The sequence below is a fragment of the Mycobacterium sp. E2699 genome (genome assembly GCF_001666745.1).
Classification (GTDB): domain Bacteria; phylum Actinomycetota; class Actinomycetes; order Mycobacteriales; family Mycobacteriaceae; genus Mycobacterium.
In genome coordinates, this window is sequence record NZ_LZJH01000104.1 from 77,894 (window position 1) to 97,720 (window position 19,827).

Sequence of the window (19,827 nt, forward strand, 5' to 3'; positions counted from 1 at the left end):
GCGGTGGTGCCGATCAGCTACGACGAGTTCCCCAGCCTCCGCTTCGAACCCGGCGATAACGGCGTGCTGACCCTGGTGCTGGACTCCCCCGGGCTGAACTCGGTCGGGCCGCAGATGCACCGCGACCTGGCCGACGTGTGGCCGGTGCTCGACCGCGACCCCGCCGTGCGCGTCGTGCTGGTCCGCGGCGAGGGCAAGGCCTTCTCCTCCGGCGGCAGCTTCGACCTGATCGACGAGACCATCGGCGACTACGAGGGCCGGATCCGCATCATGCGCGAGGCCCGCGACCTGGTGCTCAACATGGTCAACTTCGACAAGCCCGTCGTCTCGGCGATCCGGGGACCCGCCGTCGGCGCGGGCCTGGTGGTGGCGCTGCTCGCCGACATCTCCGTCGCGGGCCGCACCGCGCGGTTCATCGACGGGCACACCAAGCTCGGGGTGGCCGCGGGCGACCACGCCGCGATCTGCTGGCCGCTGCTGGTCGGCATGGCCAAGGCCAAGTACTACCTGCTCACCTGCGAGACCCTGCTCGGCGAGGAGGCCGAGCGCATCGGCCTGGTCTCCACCTGCGTCGACGACGACGAGGTGCTGGCCACCGCCACCCGGATCGCCGAGAACCTGGCGCTGGGCGCGCAAAACGCCATCCGCTGGACCAAGCACAGCCTCAACTACTGGTACCGGATGTTCGGCCCGGCCTTCGAAACGTCGCTGGGCCTGGAATTCATCGGTTTCGGCGGCCCCGACGTTCGGGAGGGCCTCGCCGCGCACCGGGAGAAGCGCCCGGCCCGATTCACCAAAGGAACCGCGCCCTGAGCAGGCGATACGGCCTCCTCGAGGCCCCGATGAGCGCCGGTAACGGCTTGGTCGCGACGGGCGCGGGACTCGGCGCGCCTGTTTCGGCGTGTCGGGTGATGGGTCTAGCGTCGAACGCTGTGACAGCCTCAGCCGAACCGGCACCCTTCCGCGAGGCGGTGGCGGCCATGAACGCCGTGACCGTGCGGCCGGAGATCGAGCTGGGCCCGATCCGTCCGCCGCAGCGCCTGGCGCCCTACAGCTACGCGCTGGGGGCCGAGGTCAAGCATCCCGACCTCGAGATCGTCCCGGAGCGCTCCGAGGGCGACGCGTTCGGCCGGCTGATCCTGCTCTACGACCCGGAGGGCGCCGACGCCTGGGACGGCTACATCCGCCTGGTCGCCTACATCCAGGCCGACCTCGACCCCACCGAAGCCGTCGATCCCCTGCTGCCCGAGGTGGCGTGGAGCTGGCTGGTCGACGCGCTGCAGGCGCGCCTCGAACAGACCACCGCCCTGGGCGGCACCGTCACCGCCACCACGTCGGTGCGCTACGGCGACATCTCCGGGCCGCCCCGCGCCCACCAGCTGGAGCTGCGGGCGTCCTGGACGGCGACCACCCCGGCGGTCGGGGCGCACGTCGAGGCGTTTTGCGAAGTGCTCGAGCACGCCGCGGGCCTGCCGCCGACCGGGGTCACCGACCTGAGCTCGCGGTCACGCGCCTGACATGGGCGAAGCGGGGGCCGCTAGGCCCGACGACACCGCGCCCGACGACGCCGCGCCTGAACCCTGCCCGCTGCTGCAGCCTTCCGACGGGGTCCCCGATCTCGCGGTGAGCGTCAACGAGATCGAGGCGGCCGCGCGGCTGCTGGACCGCGGGCGCGGGCCGTTCGCGGTGGACGCCGAGCGGGCGTCGGGTTTCCGCTACTCCAACCGCGCCTACCTCATCCAGATCCGGCGGGCCGGGGCGGGCACCGTGCTCATCGACCCGGTCAGCCACGGCGCCGACCCGGTGACGGCGCTGCGGCCGGTCGCCGAGGTGCTGGGCAGCGACGAATGGATCCTGCACTCGGCCGACCAGGACCTGCCGTGCCTGGCCGAGGTCGGCATGCGACCCCCCGCCCTGTACGACACCGAGCTGGCCGGGCGGCTCGCCGGCTTCGACCGGGTGAACCTGGCCACCATGGTCGAGCGGCTGCTGGGGTTCGGCTTGGCCAAAGGCCACGGCGCCGCCGACTGGTCCAAGCGCCCCCTGCCCGCAGAATGGCTCAACTACGCGGCCCTGGACGTGGAATTGCTCATCGAGCTGCGCGCAGCGATCTCCGAGGTGCTCGCCGGGCAGGGCAAAACCGCTTGGGCCGCAGAGGAATTCGACTACCTGCGGGCCTTCAAGGGCGGCGACGCCGCCGGTGACGCCGCGCTCGCCCGGCGGGACCGCTGGCGCCGGACGTCCGGGATCCATCGGGTGCGCGACCGGCGCGGCCTCGCCGCGGTGCGCGAACTGTGGACCGCGCGCGACCGCATCGCCCAGCGGCGCGACATCGCCCCGCGCCGCATCCTGCCGGATTCGGCCATCATCGACGCCGCCCTCGCCGACCCGAAGACCGTCGAAGAGCTTGTCAAGTTGCCGGTGTTCGGCGGGCGCAACCAGCGCCGCAGCGCCGAGGTCTGGCTGGGGGCGCTGGAGGCGGCCCGGCGCAGCCAGGAGCCGCCGGAGGACGCCGAACCGCCCAACGGGCCGCCGCCGGCGGCGCGGTGGAGCAGGCGCAAACCGGAGGCCGCCGCCCGGCTGGAGGCGGCCCGGGCGGCGCTGGGTGAGCTGTCGGAGCGGGTCGGAGTCCCGACGGAGAACCTGGTCTCACCCGACCTGGTGCGACGGCTGTGCTGGGACTGGCAGCCCGCCGCGGACCCCGATGAGGCCGTCGACGAGTTCCTGCGGGCAGGGCAGGCGCGGGCGTGGCAGCGCGAACTCGTCGATCCCGTGCTGGCCCGGGCGTTGCAACCACCGGCCGACGACAGCTAGCACGCCCCCGTCCTGGGCCACAGCCGTTCAGCGTGAATCCTCGGCTTTGCGTGTGTATCCAGGGCGGAAAATTCGCCCGGATCCCGCCACCAGCTCACACCCAAAGCCCAGGATTCACACCCAAAAGGCCTGCAGCCGCCCGGCGACAATCGCGACCAACGCGCCCTAGTCGAGGGGCTCCCGGACCTCCGCCTCGGAGACGGACGTGCCCAGCGCCGCCGCCCAACCGGTGATGCGGCGGGCCACGTCCTGGTCGGTCAGCCCCAGGTCGGCGAGCACCTCGCCCCGAGACGCGTGCTCGTAGAACCGCTGCGGCAGCCCCACGTCGCGGCAGGGCGTGTCGACCTCCGCGCGCCGCAGCGCCGCCGAGACGGCCGACCCCACCCCGCCGTTGACGCCGTTGTCCTCGAGGGTGACGACCAGTTTGTGCTGCGCGGCCATCTCGACCACGCCGTCGGACACCGGCAACACCCAGCGCGGGTCGATCACCGTCACGCCGATGCCCTGGTTGTGCAGCCGCTTGGCCACGGCCAGGGCCATCGGCGCGAACGCGCCGACCCCGACCAGCAGCACGTCGTGGTTGAGCCCCGTCGCCGGCACCGCCAGCACGTCGACGGCCGAAACGCCCGACCCGCGCCGCTCCAGGGCCGGAATGTCTTCGCCCACATCGCCTTTGGGAAAGCGGATGGCCGTCGGGCCGTCGTTGACGTCGAGGGCCTCGCCGAGCTCCTCGCGCAGGCGGGTCGCGTCGCGCGGTGCGGCCACCCGGATGCCGGGCACGATGTTCAGCATCGACAGGTCCCACATGCCGTTGTGGCTGGCACCGTCGGAGCCGGTGATGCCGGCCCGGTCGAGGACCATCGTGACGGGCAGCTTGTGCAGCGCCACGTCCATCATGATCTGGTCGAAGGCCCGGTTGAGGAAGGTCGAATAGATCGCCACCACCGGGTGCATGCCGCCCATGGCCAGTCCGGCCGCCGACGTGATCGCGTGCTGCTCGGCGATGCCGACGTCGAACAGCCGGTCCGGGAACTGCTGCCCGAACGCCGTCAGCCCGGTGGGGCCGGGCATCGCCGCGGTGATGGCCACGATGTCGCGGCGCTTGCGCGCGTAGCCGATGAGCGCCTCGGAGAACGTGGCCGTCCAGCCCGGGCCGGGAATCTTGGTGGCCCGGCCGGTGACCGGGTCGATCACGCCGCAGGAATGCATCTGCTCGGCCTCGTCGTCCAGGGCCGGCGCGTAACCCATGCCCTTGCGGGTGACGACGTGCACGATCACCGGGCGACCGAAGCCGCGGGCGTGGCGCAGCGCGGCCTCCACCGCGCGTTCGTCGTGGCCGTCGACCGGGCCGACGTACTTCAGGCCGAGGTCGGTGAACAGCAGCTGCGGGGACAGCGAGTCCTTGATGCCGGCCTTGACGCTGTGCATGAAGCGGTAGGCGATCTGGCCGACTAGGGGCAGCGAGCGCACCGCGTCGCGCCCCCGTTCCAGCACGTGCTCGTAGGCCGGCTGCAGGCGCAGCGTGGCCAGGTGGTCGGCGACGCCGCCGATGGTCGGCGCGTAGCTGCGGCCGTTGTCGTTGACGACGATGATGACCGGCCGGTGCGAGGCGGCGATGTTGTTCAGCGCCTCCCAGCACATGCCGCCGGTGAGCGCGCCGTCGCCGACGACGGCGACCACATGACGGTTGCGGTGCCCGCTGAGCTCGAACGCCTTGGCCAGGCCGTCGGCGTAGGACAGCGCGGCGCTGGCGTGGCTGGACTCCACCCAGTCGTGCTCGCTCTCGGCGCGCGACGGATAACCCGACAGGCCGCCCTTTTTGCGCAGGCTCTCGAAGTCGTGGGCGCGGCCCGTCAGCATCTTGTGCACGTAGGCCTGGTGGCCGGTGTCGAAGATGATCGGGTCGTGCGGCGAGTCGAACACACGGTGCAGCGCCAGCGTCAGCTCGACGACGCCGAGGTTGGGCCCGAGATGTCCCCCGGTGGCAGCCACCTTGTGGATCAGGAACTCGCGGATCTCGGTCGCCAGATCGCGGAGCTGCCGTTGGGACAGGTACTGCAGATCAGCGGGCCCGCGGATCTGTTCCAGCATCCCGTCAGTCTACGCAGCGTTCGCACGGGAGACCGGAGTCCGCGTCCGGTCCTTGGTAGCCTCGGACCGCGGTGCGCCGGGAAGCCTGGTCGGCACGTTGTCCCCGAACCCGGAGTGCGCCGTGATCCTTGCCGTCGACCGACCGCGTCGACCCCCGCAGTCGTATCGTCGCACCATGCGCGCCGAGCAGATCGCCGAAGACTTTCCGATCGTCAGCATCGACGGGGACGCGCTGGACGCCGCGCGGCTGCTCGCCGAGCACCGGCTGCCGGGCCTCTTGGTCACCGACACGTCGGGAAACCCCTACGCGGTGCTGCCGGCTTCGCAGGTCGTCCGCTTCATCGTGCCGCGGTACGTGCAGGACGACCCCTCGCTGGCCGGGGTGCTCAACGAATCTACGGCCGACCGCTGCGCGGAGAAGCTGAGCGGCAAGAAGGTACGCGACGTGCTGCCGGACCACCTGCTCGACGTGCCGCCGGCCGACGCCGACGACACCATCATCGAGGTGGCGGCCCTCATGGCGCGGGAGAGAAGCCCGCTCGTCGCGGTGGTCAAGGACGGTACGTTGATCGGGGTCATCACGGCATCGCGGGTCCTCGCCGCGGCGCTGAAGCCTTGATTCCGGTGGATGTGGCGATCGAGCGGCTACGGGCGGAACCACGGGACAACCGATGAGCTTGATCGCGATCGTCGTGTTCGTCGTCGCCTACGCGCTGATCGCCAGCGACCGCGTCAACAAGACCGTCGTGGCGCTCACCGGCGCCGCGATCGTCGTCGCCTTGCTGCCGATCATCAACTCCGATGACGTCTTCTATTCCCACGAGACCGGAATCGACTGGGACGTCATCTTTTTGCTGCTGGGCATGATGATCATCGTCAGCGTGCTGCGCCAGACCGGTGTGTTCGAGTACGTCGCGATCTGGTCCGCCAAGCGCGCCCGCGGCTCCCCCCTGCGCGTCATGATCCTGCTGGTGCTGGTCACCGCGATCGGGTCGGCCCTGCTCGACAACGTCACCACGGTGTTGTTGATCGCCCCGGTGACCCTGTTGGTGTGCGACCGGCTGGACATCAATGCGGCGCCGTTCCTGATGGCCGAGGCGTTCGCCTCGAACATCGGCGGCACGGCGACGTTGATCGGTGATCCGCCCAACATCATCATCGCCAGCAGGGCGGGCTTGACGTTCAACGACTTCCTGCTGCACCTGACACCGATCGTGATCATCGTGATGGCCGTCCTGATCGCGTTGCTGCCGCGCCTGTTTCGGGGTTCCTTCTCGGTCGACCCCGAGCGCGTCGCCGACGTCATGTCGCTGGAGGAGAAGGAGGCGATTCGCGATCGCAGGCTGCTCATCGCGTGCGGCATCGTGTTGGTGGCGGTGTTCGCCGCGTTCATCGCCCACTCGGCGCTGCACATGCAGCCCTCCATCGTCGCGCTGCTGGGCGCCGGCATCCTGATCCTGGTGTCCAGGCTGGAGCATTCGGATTACCTGTCCAGCGTCGAGTGGGAAACGCTGCTGTTTTTTGCCGGGTTGTTCATCATGGTCGGGGCGTTGGTCAAGACGGGCGTCGTCAAGACACTGGCACATCTGGCGATCACCGCCACCGGCGGCAACGCGCTGCTGGCCACCATGGTGATCCTGGTGGCATCGCTGGCGATCAGCGGCGTCGTCAACAACGTTCCGTACGCCGCGACGATGGCGCCCGTCGTCGCCGACCTGGCGCCGGCCCTGGGCGGACACGTCAACGCCGGCGCCTTGTGGTGGGCGCTTGCGCTCGGCACCGATTTCGGCGGCAACCTCACCGCCGTCGGCGCCAGCGCCAACGTCGTCGTGCTCGGGATCGCCGCGCGCGCCGACAATCCCGTCTCCTTCTGGGAATTCACCCGCAAGGGCGCATTGGTGACGGCGATCTCGGCGGCGCTGTCCGCCCTGTACCTGTGGCTGCGGTACTTCGTGTTGAGCTGAGCGCTAACAGGTCAGCAGCGCAACGGATTCGGTGTGATGGGTCAGCGGGAACGCGTCGAACACCTTGATCTTCTCGACGGCGTAGCCGTGTGCCCGGTACAGGCCGACGTCCCGCGCGAAAGAGGCCGCCTCGCAACCGATGTGGACCACGCGCGGCACCCGGGCGGCGGCCAGGAGGTCGATGATCTCGCGGCCGGCACCGGCGCGCGGCGGGTCCAGCACTGCGACCCCGGCGCTCCCGCGCTGTGCGGTCAGCGCGCGGCGGACCGAGTCGGTGACGACGTCCACCTGGGGCAGGTCGAACAGCGCGGCGCGCGCGGCGCGCGTCGCCGAGCGCGAGGTGTCGACGGTCAGCACCCGCCCCGACTCCCCCACCGCGTCGGCGAGCGCCGCGGCGAAAACCCCCGCGCCGCCGTAGAGATCCCAGACGGTCATGCCGGGACTCGGTTGCGCCCAGTCGAGGACCAGAGCGCTGTAGACCCGGGCCGCGTCCCGATGCGCCTGCCAGAAGGCCGTGACCGGCACCCGCCAGCTGCGCTCACCCACCCGTTGCACCGCCTCGTAGCCGCCCTCGACCACCGTGGTGTCGGTCCGCTTGCCCTGCCGCAGGGTGCGCACCACGTGCCGCTCGCCCTCGTCGTCGACGGCGACGTGCAACTGGGCGCGCGGGGGCCAGTCGGCCCGGGACAATCCGTCCAGCATTGCGGGCGGCAGCTGCGCGCAGCGCAGGTCGGTCACCAGCCCGTCGCTGTGGTAGCGGTGGAAGCCGGGCCGGCGGTCCTCGCCCACCTCCAGCCGGACCCGGGTGCGCCAACCGGTGGGCCCGGCATCCGGCGACAATTCCTCGGCGCCCGTTTCGGGGACGCTCCAGTCGTGCCCGCCCAGCCGGGACAGCTGGTTGGCCACGACCTGGGCCTTGACCGCGCGGGCCGCCTCGGGCGTGGCGAACGCCAGATCGCAACAGCCGGCGCCGTCGGCCCCCGCGATCGGGCACAGCGAGGCGACGCGGTCGTCCGACGGCTCGATCACCTCGACAACCTTTGCGTGCCAATAGGAGTCGCGCTCGGAGGTGATGCGCACCCGCACCCGCTCGCCGGGCAACGCGTAGCGGACGAACACGACGCGGCCGTCATGATGGGCCACACAGCTGCCCCCGTTGGCCGGGGGGCCGGTGACCAGCGTCAGCTCGGTGCTCAATCGAAGATCCCGCGACGGGCGTCGCCGGGCGCCGCGTGCGGGTGGAAGGCCTTCAGCCGCTCCGACGAATTCAATTGCCAGGGAACCGAAGTCACCATCACGTTGGGCATGAACAACAACCGGCCCTTGAGCCGCAGCGCGCTCTGGTTGTGCAGCACCTGCTCCCACCAGTGGCCCACCACATACTCCGGGATGAACACCGTGACCACCGTGCGCGGCGACTCCCTGCTGACCCGCTTGACGTAATCGAGGATGGGCCGGGTGATTTCACGGTACGGCGAGGCGATGACCTTGAGCGGCACGCTGATGTCGCTTTCCTCCCACCTGTGCACCAGGTCGCGGGTTTCGGCGTCGTCGACGCTGACCGTGAGGGCCTCGAGCGCATCGGGACGGGTGGCGCGCGCGTAGGCCAGAGCGCGCAGCGTCGGCAGGTGCAGCTTGGACACCAGCACCAGGGCGTGGTTGCGGCTGGGCAGCACCACGTCGTGTTGGGCCGCCTCCTGCTCCTCCAATTCCAGGCTGACGGTGTGGTAGTGGCGGTGAATCATTTTCATGACGATGAACAGCAGGCTCATCGCGAAAAGGGCGATCCACGCACCGGCGAGAAACTTGGTGGCCAGCACGACGAGCAGCACCGCGCCGGTGGACAGCAGGCCGACCGTGTTGACCACCCGCGAGCGCATCATCTTGCGCCGCACCCGCGGATCGGTCTCGGTGCGCAGCAACCGGGTCCAGTGCCGGACCATGCCGATCTGGCTCAGCGTGAACGAGATGAACACGCCCACGATGTAGAGCTGGATCAGCGCGGTGACCTCGCCGCGGAACGCGATGATCGCCAACAGGGCCGCCCCGGACAGGAACAGGATTCCGTTGGAGAACGCCAATCTGTCACCGCGGGTGTGCAATTGGCGCGGCAGGTAGCTGTGCTGCGCCAGGATCGAGCCGAGCACGGGGAACCCGTTGAACGCGGTGTTGGCGGCCAGCACCAGGATCAGCGCGGTCACCGTGGCGATCAGCAGGAACCCGATGTGAAAGCTGCCGAACACGGTTTCGGCCAGCTGCGTGACCAACGTCTTCTGGTAATAGTTCGGCGGGGCGCCGGTCAGCTGCCTGGCGGGATCCTCGACGAGTTTCACCCCGATCTTCTCGGCCAGCACGATGATGCCCATCAGCAGGGTCACCGCGATGCCGCCCAGCATCAGCAGGGTCGTGGCAGCGTTGCGCGACTTGGGCTTCTGAAACGCCGGCACCCCGTTGCTGATCGCCTCGACCCCGGTCAGCGCCGCGCACCCGGACGAGAACGACCGCGCCACCAGGAAAGCCAACGCGAAGCCGACGATCTGGCCGTGTTCGGCGTGCATCTCGAAACCGGCCGATTCGGCCCGCAGCGGATTGCTCAGCACGAAGATCCGGAACAGACCCCAGCCGATCATGACCAGGACGCCGATGATGAACGCGTAGGTCGGGATGGCGAAGGCCAGCCCGGACTCGCGGACGCCGCGCAGGTTCAGGGCCATCACCAACAGGATCGCGCCGACGCAGAACCACACCTTGTTCTCCGCGACGATGGGGATCGCCGAGCCGATGTTCGACATCGCCGACGCCGTCGAAACGGCAACGGTCAGAACGTAATCCACCATCAGGGCGCTGGCCACCACGAGGCCGGCGGTGTCGCCGAGGTTGGTGGTGACCACCTCGTAGTCGCCGCCGCCCGACGGGTAGGCGTGCACGTTCTGTCGGTAGCTGGCCACCACGACCAGCATCACCGCGGCCACGGCCAGGCCGATCCACGGCGTCAGCGCATACGCGCTCACCCCGGCCACCGAGAGCATCAGGAAGACTTCCTCCGGCGCGTAGGCCACCGAGGACAGCGCATCGGAGGCGAACACGGGCAAGGCGATCCGCTTGGGCAGCAGCGTGTGACTCAGCCGGTCGCTGCGTTGCGGCCGCCCGATCAGCAACCGGCGCGCAGCGGTCGAAAGTTTGGACACGAGAGCCAAGAGTAAGCCCACCCGAGCTTGCTAGCGTTTCGTAGGCAAGAATGTTCGCGGACGGACCGAATCGGCTGGCCAGCCCGGGTTGCCGATTGAACAGCGCAGGACGCACCCGAGAGGACCCCAAGTGCGCGTGGTTGTGATGGGTTGCGGCCGGGTGGGCTCTTCGCTGGCCGACGCGCTCTCCCGGATCGGCCACGACGTGGCCGTCATCGACCGCGACAGCACCGCGTTCAACCGGCTGAGCCCCGAGTTCTCCGGCGAGCGGGTGCTGGGCCAGGGATTCGACCGGGACGTGCTGCTCAGCGCCGGCATCGAGGACGCCGACGCGTTCGCCGCGGTGTCGTCCGGGGACAACTCGAACATCATCTCGGCCCGGCTGGCCCGGGAGACGTTCGGCGTGCGGCGCGTCGTCGCCCGGATCTACGACGCCAAACGCGCCGAGGTTTACGAGCGCCTCGGCATTCCGACGATCGCCACGGTCCCGTGGACCACCGACCGGCTGCTCAACACGCTGACCCGGGAAAGCGAGACCGCCAAGTGGCGCGACCCGACCGGCACCGTCGCCGTGGCCGAGGTCGATCTGCACGAGGACTGGGTGGGGCACCGGGCCACCGACCTGGAGCAGGCCACCGGCGCCAGGGTCGCGTTCCTGATCCGGTTCGGCACCGGTGTGTTGCCCGAACCCAAGACCGTGATCCAGGCCGGCGACACGGTCTATATCGCGGCCATATCCGGCCGCGCCGCCGAGGCGGTCGCCATCGCGGCGCTGCCGCCCAGTGAGGACCTCGAGGCGGGACCGCGCAAATGAAAGTAGCTGTCGCCGGGGCCGGCGCCGTCGGCCGATCGGTCACCCGCGAGCTCGTGGCCAACGGCCACGACATCACCCTGATCGAGCGCAACCCCGAACACGTCGACATCGACGCCATCCCGGCAGCGCACTGGCGGCTCGGCGACGCCTGCGAACTGAGCCTGCTGCAGTCGGTTCACCTGGAGGGCTTCGACGTGGTGGTCGCCGCGACCGGCGACGACAAGGCCAACGTGGTGCTCAGCCTGCTGGCCAAGACCGAATTCGCGGTGCCGCGGGTGGTGGCCCGGGTCAACGATCCCCGCAACGAATGGCTGTTCACCGACGCCTGGGGCGTCGACGTGGCGGTGTCCACGCCGCGCATGCTGGCCTCGCTGATCGAGGAGGCCGTCGCCGTCGGTGATCTGGTGCGGCTCATGGAATTCCGCCGCGGTCAGGCCAACCTGGTGGAGATCACCCTGCCCGACGACACCCCGTGGGGCGGCAAGCCGGTGCGCCGGCTGCAGCTGCCGCGGGACGCCGCGCTGGTGACGATCCTGCGCGGCCCGCGCGTCATCGTGCCGGAGGCCGACGAGCCGCTCGAGGGTGGCGACGAGCTCCTGTTCGTCGCGGCCGCCGAGGCCGAAGAGGAGCTGCAGAAGCTGCTGCTGCCGGCCACCGAGGCGGCCGACTGATCAGTCGGCCGCCGTTTCGGCGCCCGCCTTCTCGCGGGCGGGCATCGCGCGCTGCGCGGCCCTGATCGCCGCGTAGGTCGCCAGCGCGGCCAGCAGCGTCAGCGGCCAGCCCATGCCGATGCGCGCCACGCCCAGCCAACCGGTCTGGTCGGCGTCGTAGAGGATCCGCTGGACCACGAACCGGGCGCCGAATACCAGCACCCAGCACAGCGAGGCGAAGTCGAACGCGTAGACGGCGCGGGGCACGTCGCGCCACGCCCGGTCGCGGCCGGTGGACCAGCTCCAGGCGTAGCCGACGAGCGGCCGGCGGATCAGCACCGACGCCGCGAACACCACGGCCCACAGCAACGACATCCAGATGCCCAGCAGGAAATAGCCCTTCGACTGCCCCACGGCGTAGGCGATCAGCGCGCACACGGCCACGCCGATGAACCCGGAGAACGCCGGCTGGGTGGACTCGCGGCGAAGCAGCCGCCACAGCAAGACGAGCGCGGCCGCGGCCAGCGCGGCGCCGATGGCGGGCAGCAGACCCGACAGGCCGGACACCACCACGAAGACCACCACGGGCAGCGACGAGTAGACGACGCCACTCACCCCGCCCACCTGTTCCAGCAGGCGTTCCTTCGGGTTGGTCACCGCTGAATTTCGTAGTGCGGGTTGTAGATCGCCTTGGTCCCGTTGTCCAGCTTGCCCAGCCGCCCGCGGACGCGCAGCGTGCGGCCCGAGTCGATGCCGGGAATGCGGCGCTGGCCCAACCACACCAGGGTGACGGTGTCGGTGCCGTCGAACAGTTCGGCGCGGACCCCGCCGGAACACCCCTTGCCGTTCGTCTCCACGCTGCGCAGCGTGCCGACCATGGTGACCTCCTGGCCACGCTCGCAGTCGATCGCGCGCTGCGCGCCGGTACTTGCGACTTCGTCGGACAATTCTTCGGAGTCGAGCTGCTCCGGGTCCTCCGTCAACCGACGGGTGAGCCGGCGCAAATATCCTTGGGCCCCCATGGCCACTCCTGACAGTGCTGTAAAAGCCTCGGTGCTTCCTCCATGCCAACGGACACCGTAGACCTCTTGGTTCCCCGGTGCCAATCGAATCAAACGGGAAGTTGGACCGGTGCGCACGGCCGGGCAATATCGAGGGATGGCGGTCGAGTTGCGGGGTGTCGCGACGGTGCTGCTGCCGGGCACCGGCTCCGACGACGACTACGTCTACCGGGCGTTTTCTCGCCCGCTGCGCGACGTCGGCGCGACGCTCATCGCGCCGCCGCCCCGGCCCGATCGGTTGATCGACGGCTACCTGTCCGCGTTGGACGACGCCGCGCGCGACGGCCCCATCGGGGTCGGCGGTGTCTCGATCGGCGCCGCGGTGGCGGCCGCGTGGGCGCTGGCCCATCCCGAGAGCACCGTGGCCGTCCTGGCGGCGCTGCCGGCCTGGGCCGGCGCCCCCGGCACCGCACCGGCGGCGCTGGCCGCGCGGCATTCGGCGTCCCAGTTGCGCGCCGACGGCCTGGCGGCGACGACGACGCAGATGCGCGCCTCCAGCCCGCCGTGGCTGGCCGACGAGCTGGCCCGATCCTGGCGCGCCCAATGGCCCCGATTGCCGGACGCCATGGAGGAGGCCGCCGCCTATGTCGCGCCCAGTTGCGCGGACCTGACCGGGCTGGTGCCACCGCTGGCGGTGGCGGCCGCCCTGGACGACCCGATCCATCCGCTGCAGGTGGCCGTCGACTGGGTCACCGCGGCACCGCGCGCGGCGCTGGTGACGGTGACGTTGGACCAGATCGGCGCGGACCCCGCCGCGCTGGGCGCGGCCTGCCTGGCCGCCCTCGCCGAGCTGTAGGGAGTCAACCGCCGGTCGTGGTGCGCAGCTGCTGCATGGCCGATCCCTCGGCGCTGCGGCGCGCGGCCGGCTCGTTCGGCGGCTGTTCCTGCGCCTGCTGCTGCTGCGCGGCCGCGGCCGCCCGCAGCTGTTCGGCCATCGGCTCGGGCAGCTGGACGGGCAACGGCGTGCGCACCGGCAGCGGCGTATCGCCACGGCGAACCACCGTGTCCGCCAACGCCGCTCGCGCCTCCTGCTCCAGCGCTGCCATCGTCTCGTGCGAGCCGTTGACGACGCAGCGGATCATCCAGCGGTAGCCGTCGACGCCGATGAACCGCACCACGCCGGTGGCGGCGCCGACCACCTCGCGGCCCCACGGGCCGTCCTTGATGCTGACCTTGGCCGAGTCGTTGCGCAGCGACTCGGCGAGCTCGCCGGCCACCTCCCGCCACAGGCCACCCGTCTTGGGCGCGGCGTATGCGGCGATCGTGAAACGACCGTTGGGCGTGACGACCCACACCGCGCTCGGCACCCCGGTCTCGGTCAGCTCGACCTGCAGTTGGCCGGCCTCCGGCATGGGAATCAGGACCGAACCGAGGTCGAGCCGCGCCAACTCGGCGACCGCGGGATCGTCGAAGTCGTCGATGTCGAACGGGCCCTCGAGCTCTTCGCCGTCCTCGCCGGCCGGCTCGGGGGGAGCCTGGGCCCCGACCTCGTCCGTGGGGTCGCCGCCGCCTTTGTCTGAGCGTCTACCGAATGCAGCCATCACAAACTCGCATGTCCTCCGGAGGAACCGTGACCACCATCGCCACGGGATGTTTCGGCCAGCCCGGCCTCGTCGAACGACGACACCTCGACCAGCTCGGCCAACTCGACGCGCTGCACCAGCAATTGGGCGATCCGGTCCCCCCGATGCACCACGATCGGCTCGACCGGATCGAGGTTGATCAACGCGACCTTGATCTCGCCGCGATAACCGGCGTCGATGGTGCCCGGGCTGTTCACGATCGAAAGCCCAACGCGCGCAGCCAATCCCGAACGCGGGTGCACCAGCCCCACCATCCCGAACGGGATGGCGACCGCGACCCCCGTTCGCACCAGGGCGCGCCGCCCCGGGTCCAGGGTGACGTCTTCGGCGCTGTAGAGGTCGACCCCGGCGTCGCCGTCGTGGGCGCGAGCGGGCAGCGGGAGTTCGGGGTCGAGGCGGACAACTTTGACTTGCAAGGCCAGACTGGTCGACACGGGGCCACAGACTACCCTTGACCGCGTGTCCTCTACGCGCGTCGCGCCGCACAGCGTGCGATATCGCGAACGGCTGTGGGTGCCGTGGTGGTGGTGGCCACTGGCTTTCGGGCTGGCCGCGCTGATCGCCTTCGAGGTCAACCTCGGTGTTCGCACCCTGCCCGACTGGCTGCCGTACGCAACGCTGTTCGTGGTGGCCGCGGGTGCGCTGCTGTGGCTGGGCCGGGTCGAGATCCGCGTCACCGAGGACTCGTCCGCGGCGGGCGGCGTGCAGCTGTGGGCCGCCGACGCGCACCTACCGGTCAACGTGATCGCCCGGTCCGCCGAGATAGCGCCGTCGGCGAAGTCGGCGGCTTTGGGCCGCCAGCTCGATCCGGCGGCCTACGTGCTGCACCGGGCGTGGATCGGCCCGATGGTGCTGGTGGTCCTCGATGACCCGGACGATCCCACGCCGTACTGGCTGGTGAGCTGCCGTCACCCGGAGCGGGTGCTGTCGGCGCTGACACGCTGAGCGCAGCTATCAGGCTGCGCAGTCGGTACAGATCATCACGCCGTTCTTCTCACTGGCGAGACGGCTGCGGTGTTGCACCAGAAAGCAGCTCGAGCAGGTGAACTCGTCGGCCTGCTTGGGGATGACGCGGACGGAGAGCTCTTCCCCGGAAAGGTCGGCCCCCGGCAACTCGAAAGATTCAGCTGATTCGGATTCGTCGACGTCGACCACGGCCGAGGCCGCCTCGTTGCGTCGCGCTTTGAGCTCCTCCAGCGAGTCTTCCGAGACATCGTCGGTCTCGGTGCGCCGCGGAGCGTCATAGTCGGTAGGCATATTCTCCCCTGCCCTATCCCCTCTAACAGGCCTCGTTTATCTCAAGCAACGCTTTGTACCAGCGTCGAACGCATCCACCAAACGATTCGTGCCCGTATCACGCCCCATTAACGTGTGAGTTACGTCACACACCCGGATTGACCCTTGCCTCGAGTCTCAAACGATGCATTTAGAGTGCACATGTGGTCGCACAAATTACCGAGGGTACCGCTTTCGACAAGCACGGTAGGCCATTTCGGCGGCGCAATCCCCGGCCCGCCATCGTGGTGCTCGCGCTCCTGGTGGTGGCCACCGGCGTGGTGTGGACGATGGCCCTGACGCGGCCGGCCAAGGTGCACGAGGCCGTGCTGTGCAACCCGCCGCCGCAGCCGGCCGGGTCGACGGCACCCCAGCTCGGCGAGCAGGTGTCGCGCAGCGCCATGGCCGACGTCACGCCCGCCAAACTCGCCGACACCAAGGTCCGGGTCCTCAACGCCAGCGGCCGCGGCGGCCAGGCCGGCGACGTCGCGGGCGCCATGAAGGACCTCGGCTTCGCGCAGCCCACCGCCGCCAACGACCCCGTCTACGCCGGCACCAGGCTGAACTGCCAGGGTCAGATCCGCTTCGGCACGGCCGGGCAGGCCACCGCGGCCGCCGTCTGGCTGGTGGCGCCGTGCACCGAGTTGTTCAACGACAACCGCGCCGACGATTCCGTCGACCTGGCCCTCGGCACGGAGTTCACCGCGCTGGCCCACAACGACGACGTCGACGCGGTGCTGGCCAGCCTCAAGCCCGGCGCCACCGAGCCGACTGATCCCACCCTGCTGCAAAAGATCCACGCCAGCAGCTGCTGAGGCGCTCAGTCCGGCAGCGGCTCGAGGCCGTCGAAGCGGTCCAGGGCCGCCAGCAGCTCGTCGGCGATCCCGGGCGCGGCGGCCACCACCAACCCGGCGCTGCCCGACGGGCCGTCCGGCTCGGTCACCAACACGCGGGCCCCGGCCTCGGACGCGATCAGCGCACCCGCGGCGCGGTCCCAGACCTGCAGCCCGTGCTCGTAGAAGGCGTCCAGCCGGCCGGCCGCGACCATGCACAGGTCCAGCGCCGCGGAACCGATGCGACGGACGTCGCGCACCACCGGCAGCAGCTGCGCCACCAACGCCGCCTGGCTCGCGCGGCGGCGCCGCGAGTAGCCAAAGCCGGTGCCCAGCAACGCCATCGACAAATCGTCGACCGCGGCGCACCGCAGCGATTCGGTCCCCCGCTCGTCGATGACGTGCGCGCCGAGCCCGGCCGCGGCCGAGTACACCCGGCCGGCGACGACGTCGGCGACCGCCCCCGCCACCGACACGCCGTCGATCTGGGCGCCCACCGACACCGCGTAGGCCGGGATGCCGTAGACGAAATTCACCGTGCCGTCGATGGGATCGAGCACCCAGGTGACCGCCCCGGCGGGACCGTTCGCGCCGTCGGCGGGCCCACCGCCCTCCTCGCCGAGTATCGGGTCACCGGGCCGCAGCTCGGCCAGCCGATCGCGCAGCAGCCGCTCGGTCTCGGTGTCGACCACGGTCACCGGATCGGTGGGGGTGGTCTTCGACCGCACGGCGCCGCTGCCCGCCGCGGACAAGCTCGCGGCCCGGCCGCCGAACACCTCGGCGCGGCGGCGCCGCACGAATTCTGCGGCCTCGGCGGCCAACTCTTCGGCCACCGAACGCAGCTGCGCGGGCTCGGCCTGCTTTTCGGGGGGGCGCGTCACGTAGTCCATCGCAGCACAGCCGCCACCGCCGCGCAGACCCGCCAACCGGCGTGGCCGCCCGGGCTAAGGTGGGCGGACAGGCCAATTCTCGCCGAGGAGTCTCGATGACCAGCACCGACTCGACCACGGACACGCCACCCACAACGCTCACCGGCAAGCCGCAACGGCGCGGGTTCGGCATCGACGTCGGCGGCAGCGGCATCAAGGGCGGCATCGTCGACATGGACACCGGGCTGTTGATCGGCGAACGGATCAAGCTGTTGACCCCGCAGCCGGCGACGCCGTCGGCCGTCGCCAAGACCATCGCCGAGGTGGTCCACGGGTTCGGCTGGACCGGCCCCCTGGGGGTGACCTATCCCGGCGTCGTCACCCACGGCGTCGTGCAGACCGCCGCCAACGTCGACAAGGCCTGGATCGGGACCAACGCGCGCGACGTCATCAGCGCCGAACTGGACGGCCAGGAGGTCGTGATCCTCAACGACGCCGACGCGGCCGGGCTCGCCGAGGAACACTACGGCGCGGGCAGGAACCAGTCGGGCCTGGTGGTGCTGCTGACGTTCGGCACCGGGATCGGCTCGGCGGTCATCCACAACGGGACGCTGATCCCCAACACCGAGTTCGGGCATCTCGAAGTGGGTGGCAAAGAGGCCGAGCAGCGGGCGGCGTCGTCGGTCAAGGAGCGCAACGGCTGGAGCTACGAAAAGTGGGCCACGCAGGTCACCCGGGTGCTGGTGGCCATCGAGAACGCGATCTGGCCGGACCTGTTCATCGCGGGCGGTGGCATCAGCCGCAAGGCCGACAAGTGGCTGCCGCTGCTGCAGAACCGCACCCCGGTGGTGGCCGCCGCGCTGCAGAACACCGCGGGCATCGTGGGCGCGGCGATGGCGGCCACTTCGGATGTGACTCACTGAATTTTGGCCGGTAGGCGGGTACAAGCGGCCGCTGTCGTTACAATGGTGCTCGGCGACCGCCCAGAACAAAGCGTGCAACCACACGCACGCCGATATCAACGCCGACATTCGACATAGCAGACACTTTCGGTTTCCCATGCCCATACCCACCGAAAGTGCGTCCAAACGAAGGGGTGTAAGTGGCAGCGAGCAAGGCAAGTGCGGCAACCGACGAGCCGGTGAAACGCACCGCCACGAAGTCTCCGTCGTCCCCCGCTAAGCGATCGGCAGCGAAGGCCGCCAACGGCGCCGCCCCGGCGAAACGGGCCACCAAGACTGCGCCGCGGGCCACCAAGCCCACCAAGGGGCACGAGGCTTCGGCTCCCGGCGCGGCCGGCGAGGCCCCGAAGAAGACCCGCTCCGCCGCCAAGGCGGCCGCCAAGGCGCCGTCCGCCCGCGGCGCGAAGGCCGCCGCCAAAGCCGCTCCCGACGAGGCCGACGCCAACCTGGAGGTCCTCGACACCGACGGAGCGGTCGAGGATCTCGACGCCGAACCCGACCTCGACGGTGAGCCCGTCGAAGATCTCGACATCGACGCCGAGGACCTCAACCTCGACGACCTGGAAGAAGACGTCGCCGCCGAAGGCGAGGACCCCGAACTCGAGGCGGCCGAGGACGGCGAGGACGACGCGGCCGCGGCGCCCGCCGCCAAGACCGCCAAGGCCGCCGAAGAGGACGAGGATATCGCCGAGCCCTCCGAAAAGGACAAGGCGTCGGGCGATTTCGTCTGGGACGAGGACGAATCCGAGGCGCTGCGGCAGGCCCGCAAGGACGCGGAACTCACCGCGTCCGCGGACTCCGTTCGCGCGTACCTCAAGCAGATCGGCAAGGTCGCGCTGCTCAACGCCGAGGAAGAGGTCGAGCTCGCGAAGCGGATCGAAGCCGGCCTGTACGCCACCCAGCTGATGACCGAGCACGCCGAGCGCGGCGACAAGCTGCCCGCCGCCCAGCGCCGCGACATGATGTGGATCTGCCGCGACGGCGACCGCGCCAAGAACCATCTGTTGGAAGCCAACCTGCGCCTGGTGGTTTCGCTGGCCAAGCGCTACACGGGCCGCGGCATGGCGTTCCTCGACCTGATCCAGGAGGGCAACCTCGGCCTGATCCGGGCGGTCGAGAAGTTCGACTACACAAAGGGATACAAGTTCTCCACCTACGCCACCTGGTGGATCCGTCAGGCCATCACGAGGGCCATGGCCGACCAGGCGCGCACCATCCGCATCCCGGTGCACATGGTCGAGGTGATCAACAAGCTGGGCCGCATCCAGCGCGAGCTGCTTCAGGATCTGGGCCGCGAGCCCACGCCCGAGGAGCTGGCCAAGGAGATGGACATCACGCCCGAGAAGGTGCTCGAGATCCAGCAGTACGCGCGCGAGCCCATCTCCCTGGACCAGACCATCGGCGACGAGGGCGACAGCCAGCTCGGCGACTTCATCGAGGACAGCGAAGCGGTGGTGGCCGTCGACGCGGTGTCGTTCACCCTGCTGCAGGACCAGCTGCAGTCCGTGCTGGAGACGCTGTCTGAGCGCGAAGCCGGCGTCGTACGGCTGCGCTTCGGCCTCACCGACGGCCAGCCCCGCACCCTCGACGAGATCGGGCAGGTGTACGGCGTGACCCGCGAGCGCATCCGCCAGATCGAGTCCAAGACGATGTCGAAGCTGCGCCACCCCAGCCGTTCGCAGGTGTTGCGCGACTACCTCGACTGAGTGACACTCCGGTTGAC

The 19,827-nt window shown here is 70.2% G+C and carries 21 protein-coding genes; 12 read left to right on the forward strand and 9 right to left on the reverse strand.

Annotated elements, in window-relative coordinates:
* Positions 1–6 precede the first annotated feature (6 nt).
* The 3 genes from A5696_RS19020 to A5696_RS19030 all read left to right on the forward strand — a co-directional run bounded on the left by A5696_RS19020 (position 7) and on the right by A5696_RS19030 (position 2,814).
* Positions 7–813 carry an enoyl-CoA hydratase/isomerase family protein gene (locus tag A5696_RS19020; protein ID WP_067882665.1) on the forward strand — a complete coding sequence of 269 codons (807 nt, stop codon included), beginning with the start codon at positions 7–9 and terminating at the stop codon, positions 811–813.
* Between the two features lie 119 nt (positions 814–932).
* Entirely contained in the window at positions 933–1,517 is a 585-nt protein-coding gene (locus A5696_RS19025) for a DUF3000 domain-containing protein (RefSeq protein WP_231964505.1), read from the forward strand.
* Between the two features lies 1 nt (position 1,518).
* Positions 1,519–2,814 carry a ribonuclease D gene (locus A5696_RS19030; RefSeq protein ID WP_067882466.1) on the forward strand — a complete coding sequence of 432 codons (1,296 nt, stop codon included), beginning with the start codon at positions 1,519–1,521 and terminating at the stop codon, positions 2,812–2,814.
* Positions 2,815–2,979: 165 nt separating this feature from the next.
* Here the strand turns inward: A5696_RS19030 and dxs are convergent, their stop codons facing one another.
* The gene (gene dxs, locus A5696_RS19035; RefSeq protein WP_067882468.1) at positions 2,980–4,905 is read right to left on the reverse strand and encodes a 1-deoxy-D-xylulose-5-phosphate synthase; all 1,926 of its coding nucleotides are present in this window, start codon (positions 4,903–4,905) and stop codon (positions 2,980–2,982) included.
* 175 nt (positions 4,906–5,080) lie between these two features.
* Here dxs and A5696_RS19040 point away from each other — a divergent pair, with 175 nt between their 5' ends.
* Both A5696_RS19040 and A5696_RS19045 read left to right on the forward strand, forming a co-directional pair.
* Entirely contained in the window at positions 5,081–5,524 is a 444-nt protein-coding gene (locus A5696_RS19040; protein ID WP_067882470.1) for a CBS domain-containing protein, read from the forward strand.
* A 52-nt stretch (positions 5,525–5,576) separates the two neighbouring features.
* A complete protein-coding gene (locus A5696_RS19045) occupies positions 5,577–6,869 on the forward strand; it encodes an ArsB/NhaD family transporter (protein ID WP_067882472.1) in 1,293 nt (430 codons plus the stop codon).
* A gap of 3 nt (positions 6,870–6,872) precedes the next feature.
* Here A5696_RS19045 and A5696_RS19050 read toward each other — a convergent pair whose 3' ends face one another.
* Positions 6,873–8,066 carry a class I SAM-dependent RNA methyltransferase gene (locus A5696_RS19050; protein ID WP_067882474.1) on the reverse strand — a complete coding sequence of 398 codons (1,194 nt, stop codon included), beginning with the start codon at positions 8,064–8,066 and terminating at the stop codon, positions 6,873–6,875.
* Positions 8,063–10,057 carry an APC family permease gene (locus A5696_RS19055; RefSeq protein ID WP_067882476.1) on the reverse strand — a complete coding sequence of 665 codons (1,995 nt, stop codon included), beginning with the start codon at positions 10,055–10,057 and terminating at the stop codon, positions 8,063–8,065. The genes A5696_RS19050 and A5696_RS19055 overlap by 4 nt, the downstream gene beginning before the upstream one ends.
* A gap of 130 nt (positions 10,058–10,187) precedes the next feature.
* Between A5696_RS19055 and A5696_RS19060 the strand changes: the two genes are divergently transcribed.
* Positions 10,188–10,871 (forward strand): TrkA family potassium uptake protein, encoded by a 684-nt coding sequence (locus A5696_RS19060; RefSeq protein WP_067882478.1) that lies wholly within the window; start codon positions 10,188–10,190, stop codon positions 10,869–10,871.
* Positions 10,868–11,542, forward strand: a complete 675-nt coding sequence (locus A5696_RS19065; RefSeq protein ID WP_067882480.1) for a TrkA family potassium uptake protein — start codon at positions 10,868–10,870, stop codon at positions 11,540–11,542. The genes A5696_RS19060 and A5696_RS19065 overlap by 4 nt, the downstream gene beginning before the upstream one ends.
* Here A5696_RS19065 and A5696_RS19070 read toward each other — a convergent pair whose 3' ends face one another.
* Together A5696_RS19070 and A5696_RS19075 are read right to left on the reverse strand one after the other, a co-directional pair.
* Positions 11,543–12,178 carry a DUF3159 domain-containing protein gene (locus A5696_RS19070; RefSeq protein ID WP_067882482.1) on the reverse strand — a complete coding sequence of 212 codons (636 nt, stop codon included), beginning with the start codon at positions 12,176–12,178 and terminating at the stop codon, positions 11,543–11,545.
* On the reverse strand, positions 12,175–12,543 hold the full coding sequence (locus tag A5696_RS19075) for an OB-fold nucleic acid binding domain-containing protein (RefSeq protein WP_067882483.1): 369 nt from the start codon (positions 12,541–12,543) through the stop codon (positions 12,175–12,177). The genes A5696_RS19070 and A5696_RS19075 overlap by 4 nt, the downstream gene beginning before the upstream one ends.
* A 136-nt stretch (positions 12,544–12,679) precedes the next feature.
* Here A5696_RS19075 and A5696_RS19080 point away from each other — a divergent pair, with 136 nt between their 5' ends.
* Positions 12,680–13,378 (forward strand): hypothetical protein, encoded by a 699-nt coding sequence (locus A5696_RS19080; RefSeq protein ID WP_067882485.1) that lies wholly within the window; start codon positions 12,680–12,682, stop codon positions 13,376–13,378.
* Positions 13,379–13,382: 4 nt separating this feature from the next.
* Here the strand turns inward: A5696_RS19080 and A5696_RS19085 are convergent, their stop codons facing one another.
* Together A5696_RS19085 and dut are read right to left on the reverse strand one after the other, a co-directional pair.
* Positions 13,383–14,123: a DUF3710 domain-containing protein gene (locus A5696_RS19085; RefSeq protein ID WP_067882487.1), complete on the reverse strand. Its 741-nt coding sequence runs from the start codon at positions 14,121–14,123 to the stop codon at positions 13,383–13,385.
* Complete coding sequence (gene dut, locus A5696_RS19090; protein ID WP_067882489.1) at positions 14,123–14,599, reverse strand: dUTP diphosphatase; 477 nt, start codon at positions 14,597–14,599, stop codon at positions 14,123–14,125. Before dut ends, A5696_RS19085 begins: the two co-directional genes overlap by 1 nt.
* Positions 14,600–14,624: 25 nt before the next feature.
* On the opposite strand from dut, the gene A5696_RS19095 reads away from it, so the two are divergent.
* Positions 14,625–15,110 (forward strand): DUF3093 domain-containing protein, encoded by a 486-nt coding sequence (locus A5696_RS19095; RefSeq protein WP_067882491.1) that lies wholly within the window; start codon positions 14,625–14,627, stop codon positions 15,108–15,110.
* Positions 15,111–15,119: 9 nt separating this feature from the next.
* Here the strand turns inward: A5696_RS19095 and A5696_RS19100 are convergent, their stop codons facing one another.
* Complete coding sequence (locus tag A5696_RS19100; RefSeq protein WP_003919098.1) at positions 15,120–15,422, reverse strand: DUF4193 domain-containing protein; 303 nt, start codon at positions 15,420–15,422, stop codon at positions 15,120–15,122.
* A gap of 182 nt (positions 15,423–15,604) precedes the next feature.
* Here A5696_RS19100 and cei point away from each other — a divergent pair, with 182 nt between their 5' ends.
* The gene (cei, locus tag A5696_RS19105) at positions 15,605–16,255 is read left to right on the forward strand and encodes an envelope integrity protein Cei (protein WP_067882493.1); all 651 of its coding nucleotides are present in this window, start codon (positions 15,605–15,607) and stop codon (positions 16,253–16,255) included.
* A 5-nt stretch (positions 16,256–16,260) separates the two neighbouring features.
* Here cei and A5696_RS19110 read toward each other — a convergent pair whose 3' ends face one another.
* Positions 16,261–17,154 (reverse strand): inositol monophosphatase family protein, encoded by an 894-nt coding sequence (locus tag A5696_RS19110; protein ID WP_231964506.1) that lies wholly within the window; start codon positions 17,152–17,154, stop codon positions 16,261–16,263.
* 104 nt (positions 17,155–17,258) lie between these two features.
* Here A5696_RS19110 and ppgK point away from each other — a divergent pair, with 104 nt between their 5' ends.
* Both ppgK and A5696_RS19120 read left to right on the forward strand, forming a co-directional pair.
* Positions 17,259–18,065 (forward strand): polyphosphate--glucose phosphotransferase, encoded by an 807-nt coding sequence (gene ppgK / locus A5696_RS19115; RefSeq protein ID WP_067882497.1) that lies wholly within the window; start codon positions 17,259–17,261, stop codon positions 18,063–18,065.
* 179 nt (positions 18,066–18,244) lie between these two features.
* Positions 18,245–19,810 (forward strand): RNA polymerase sigma factor, encoded by a 1,566-nt coding sequence (locus A5696_RS19120; RefSeq protein ID WP_082956405.1) that lies wholly within the window; start codon positions 18,245–18,247, stop codon positions 19,808–19,810.
* Positions 19,811–19,827: the final 17 nt, after the last annotated feature.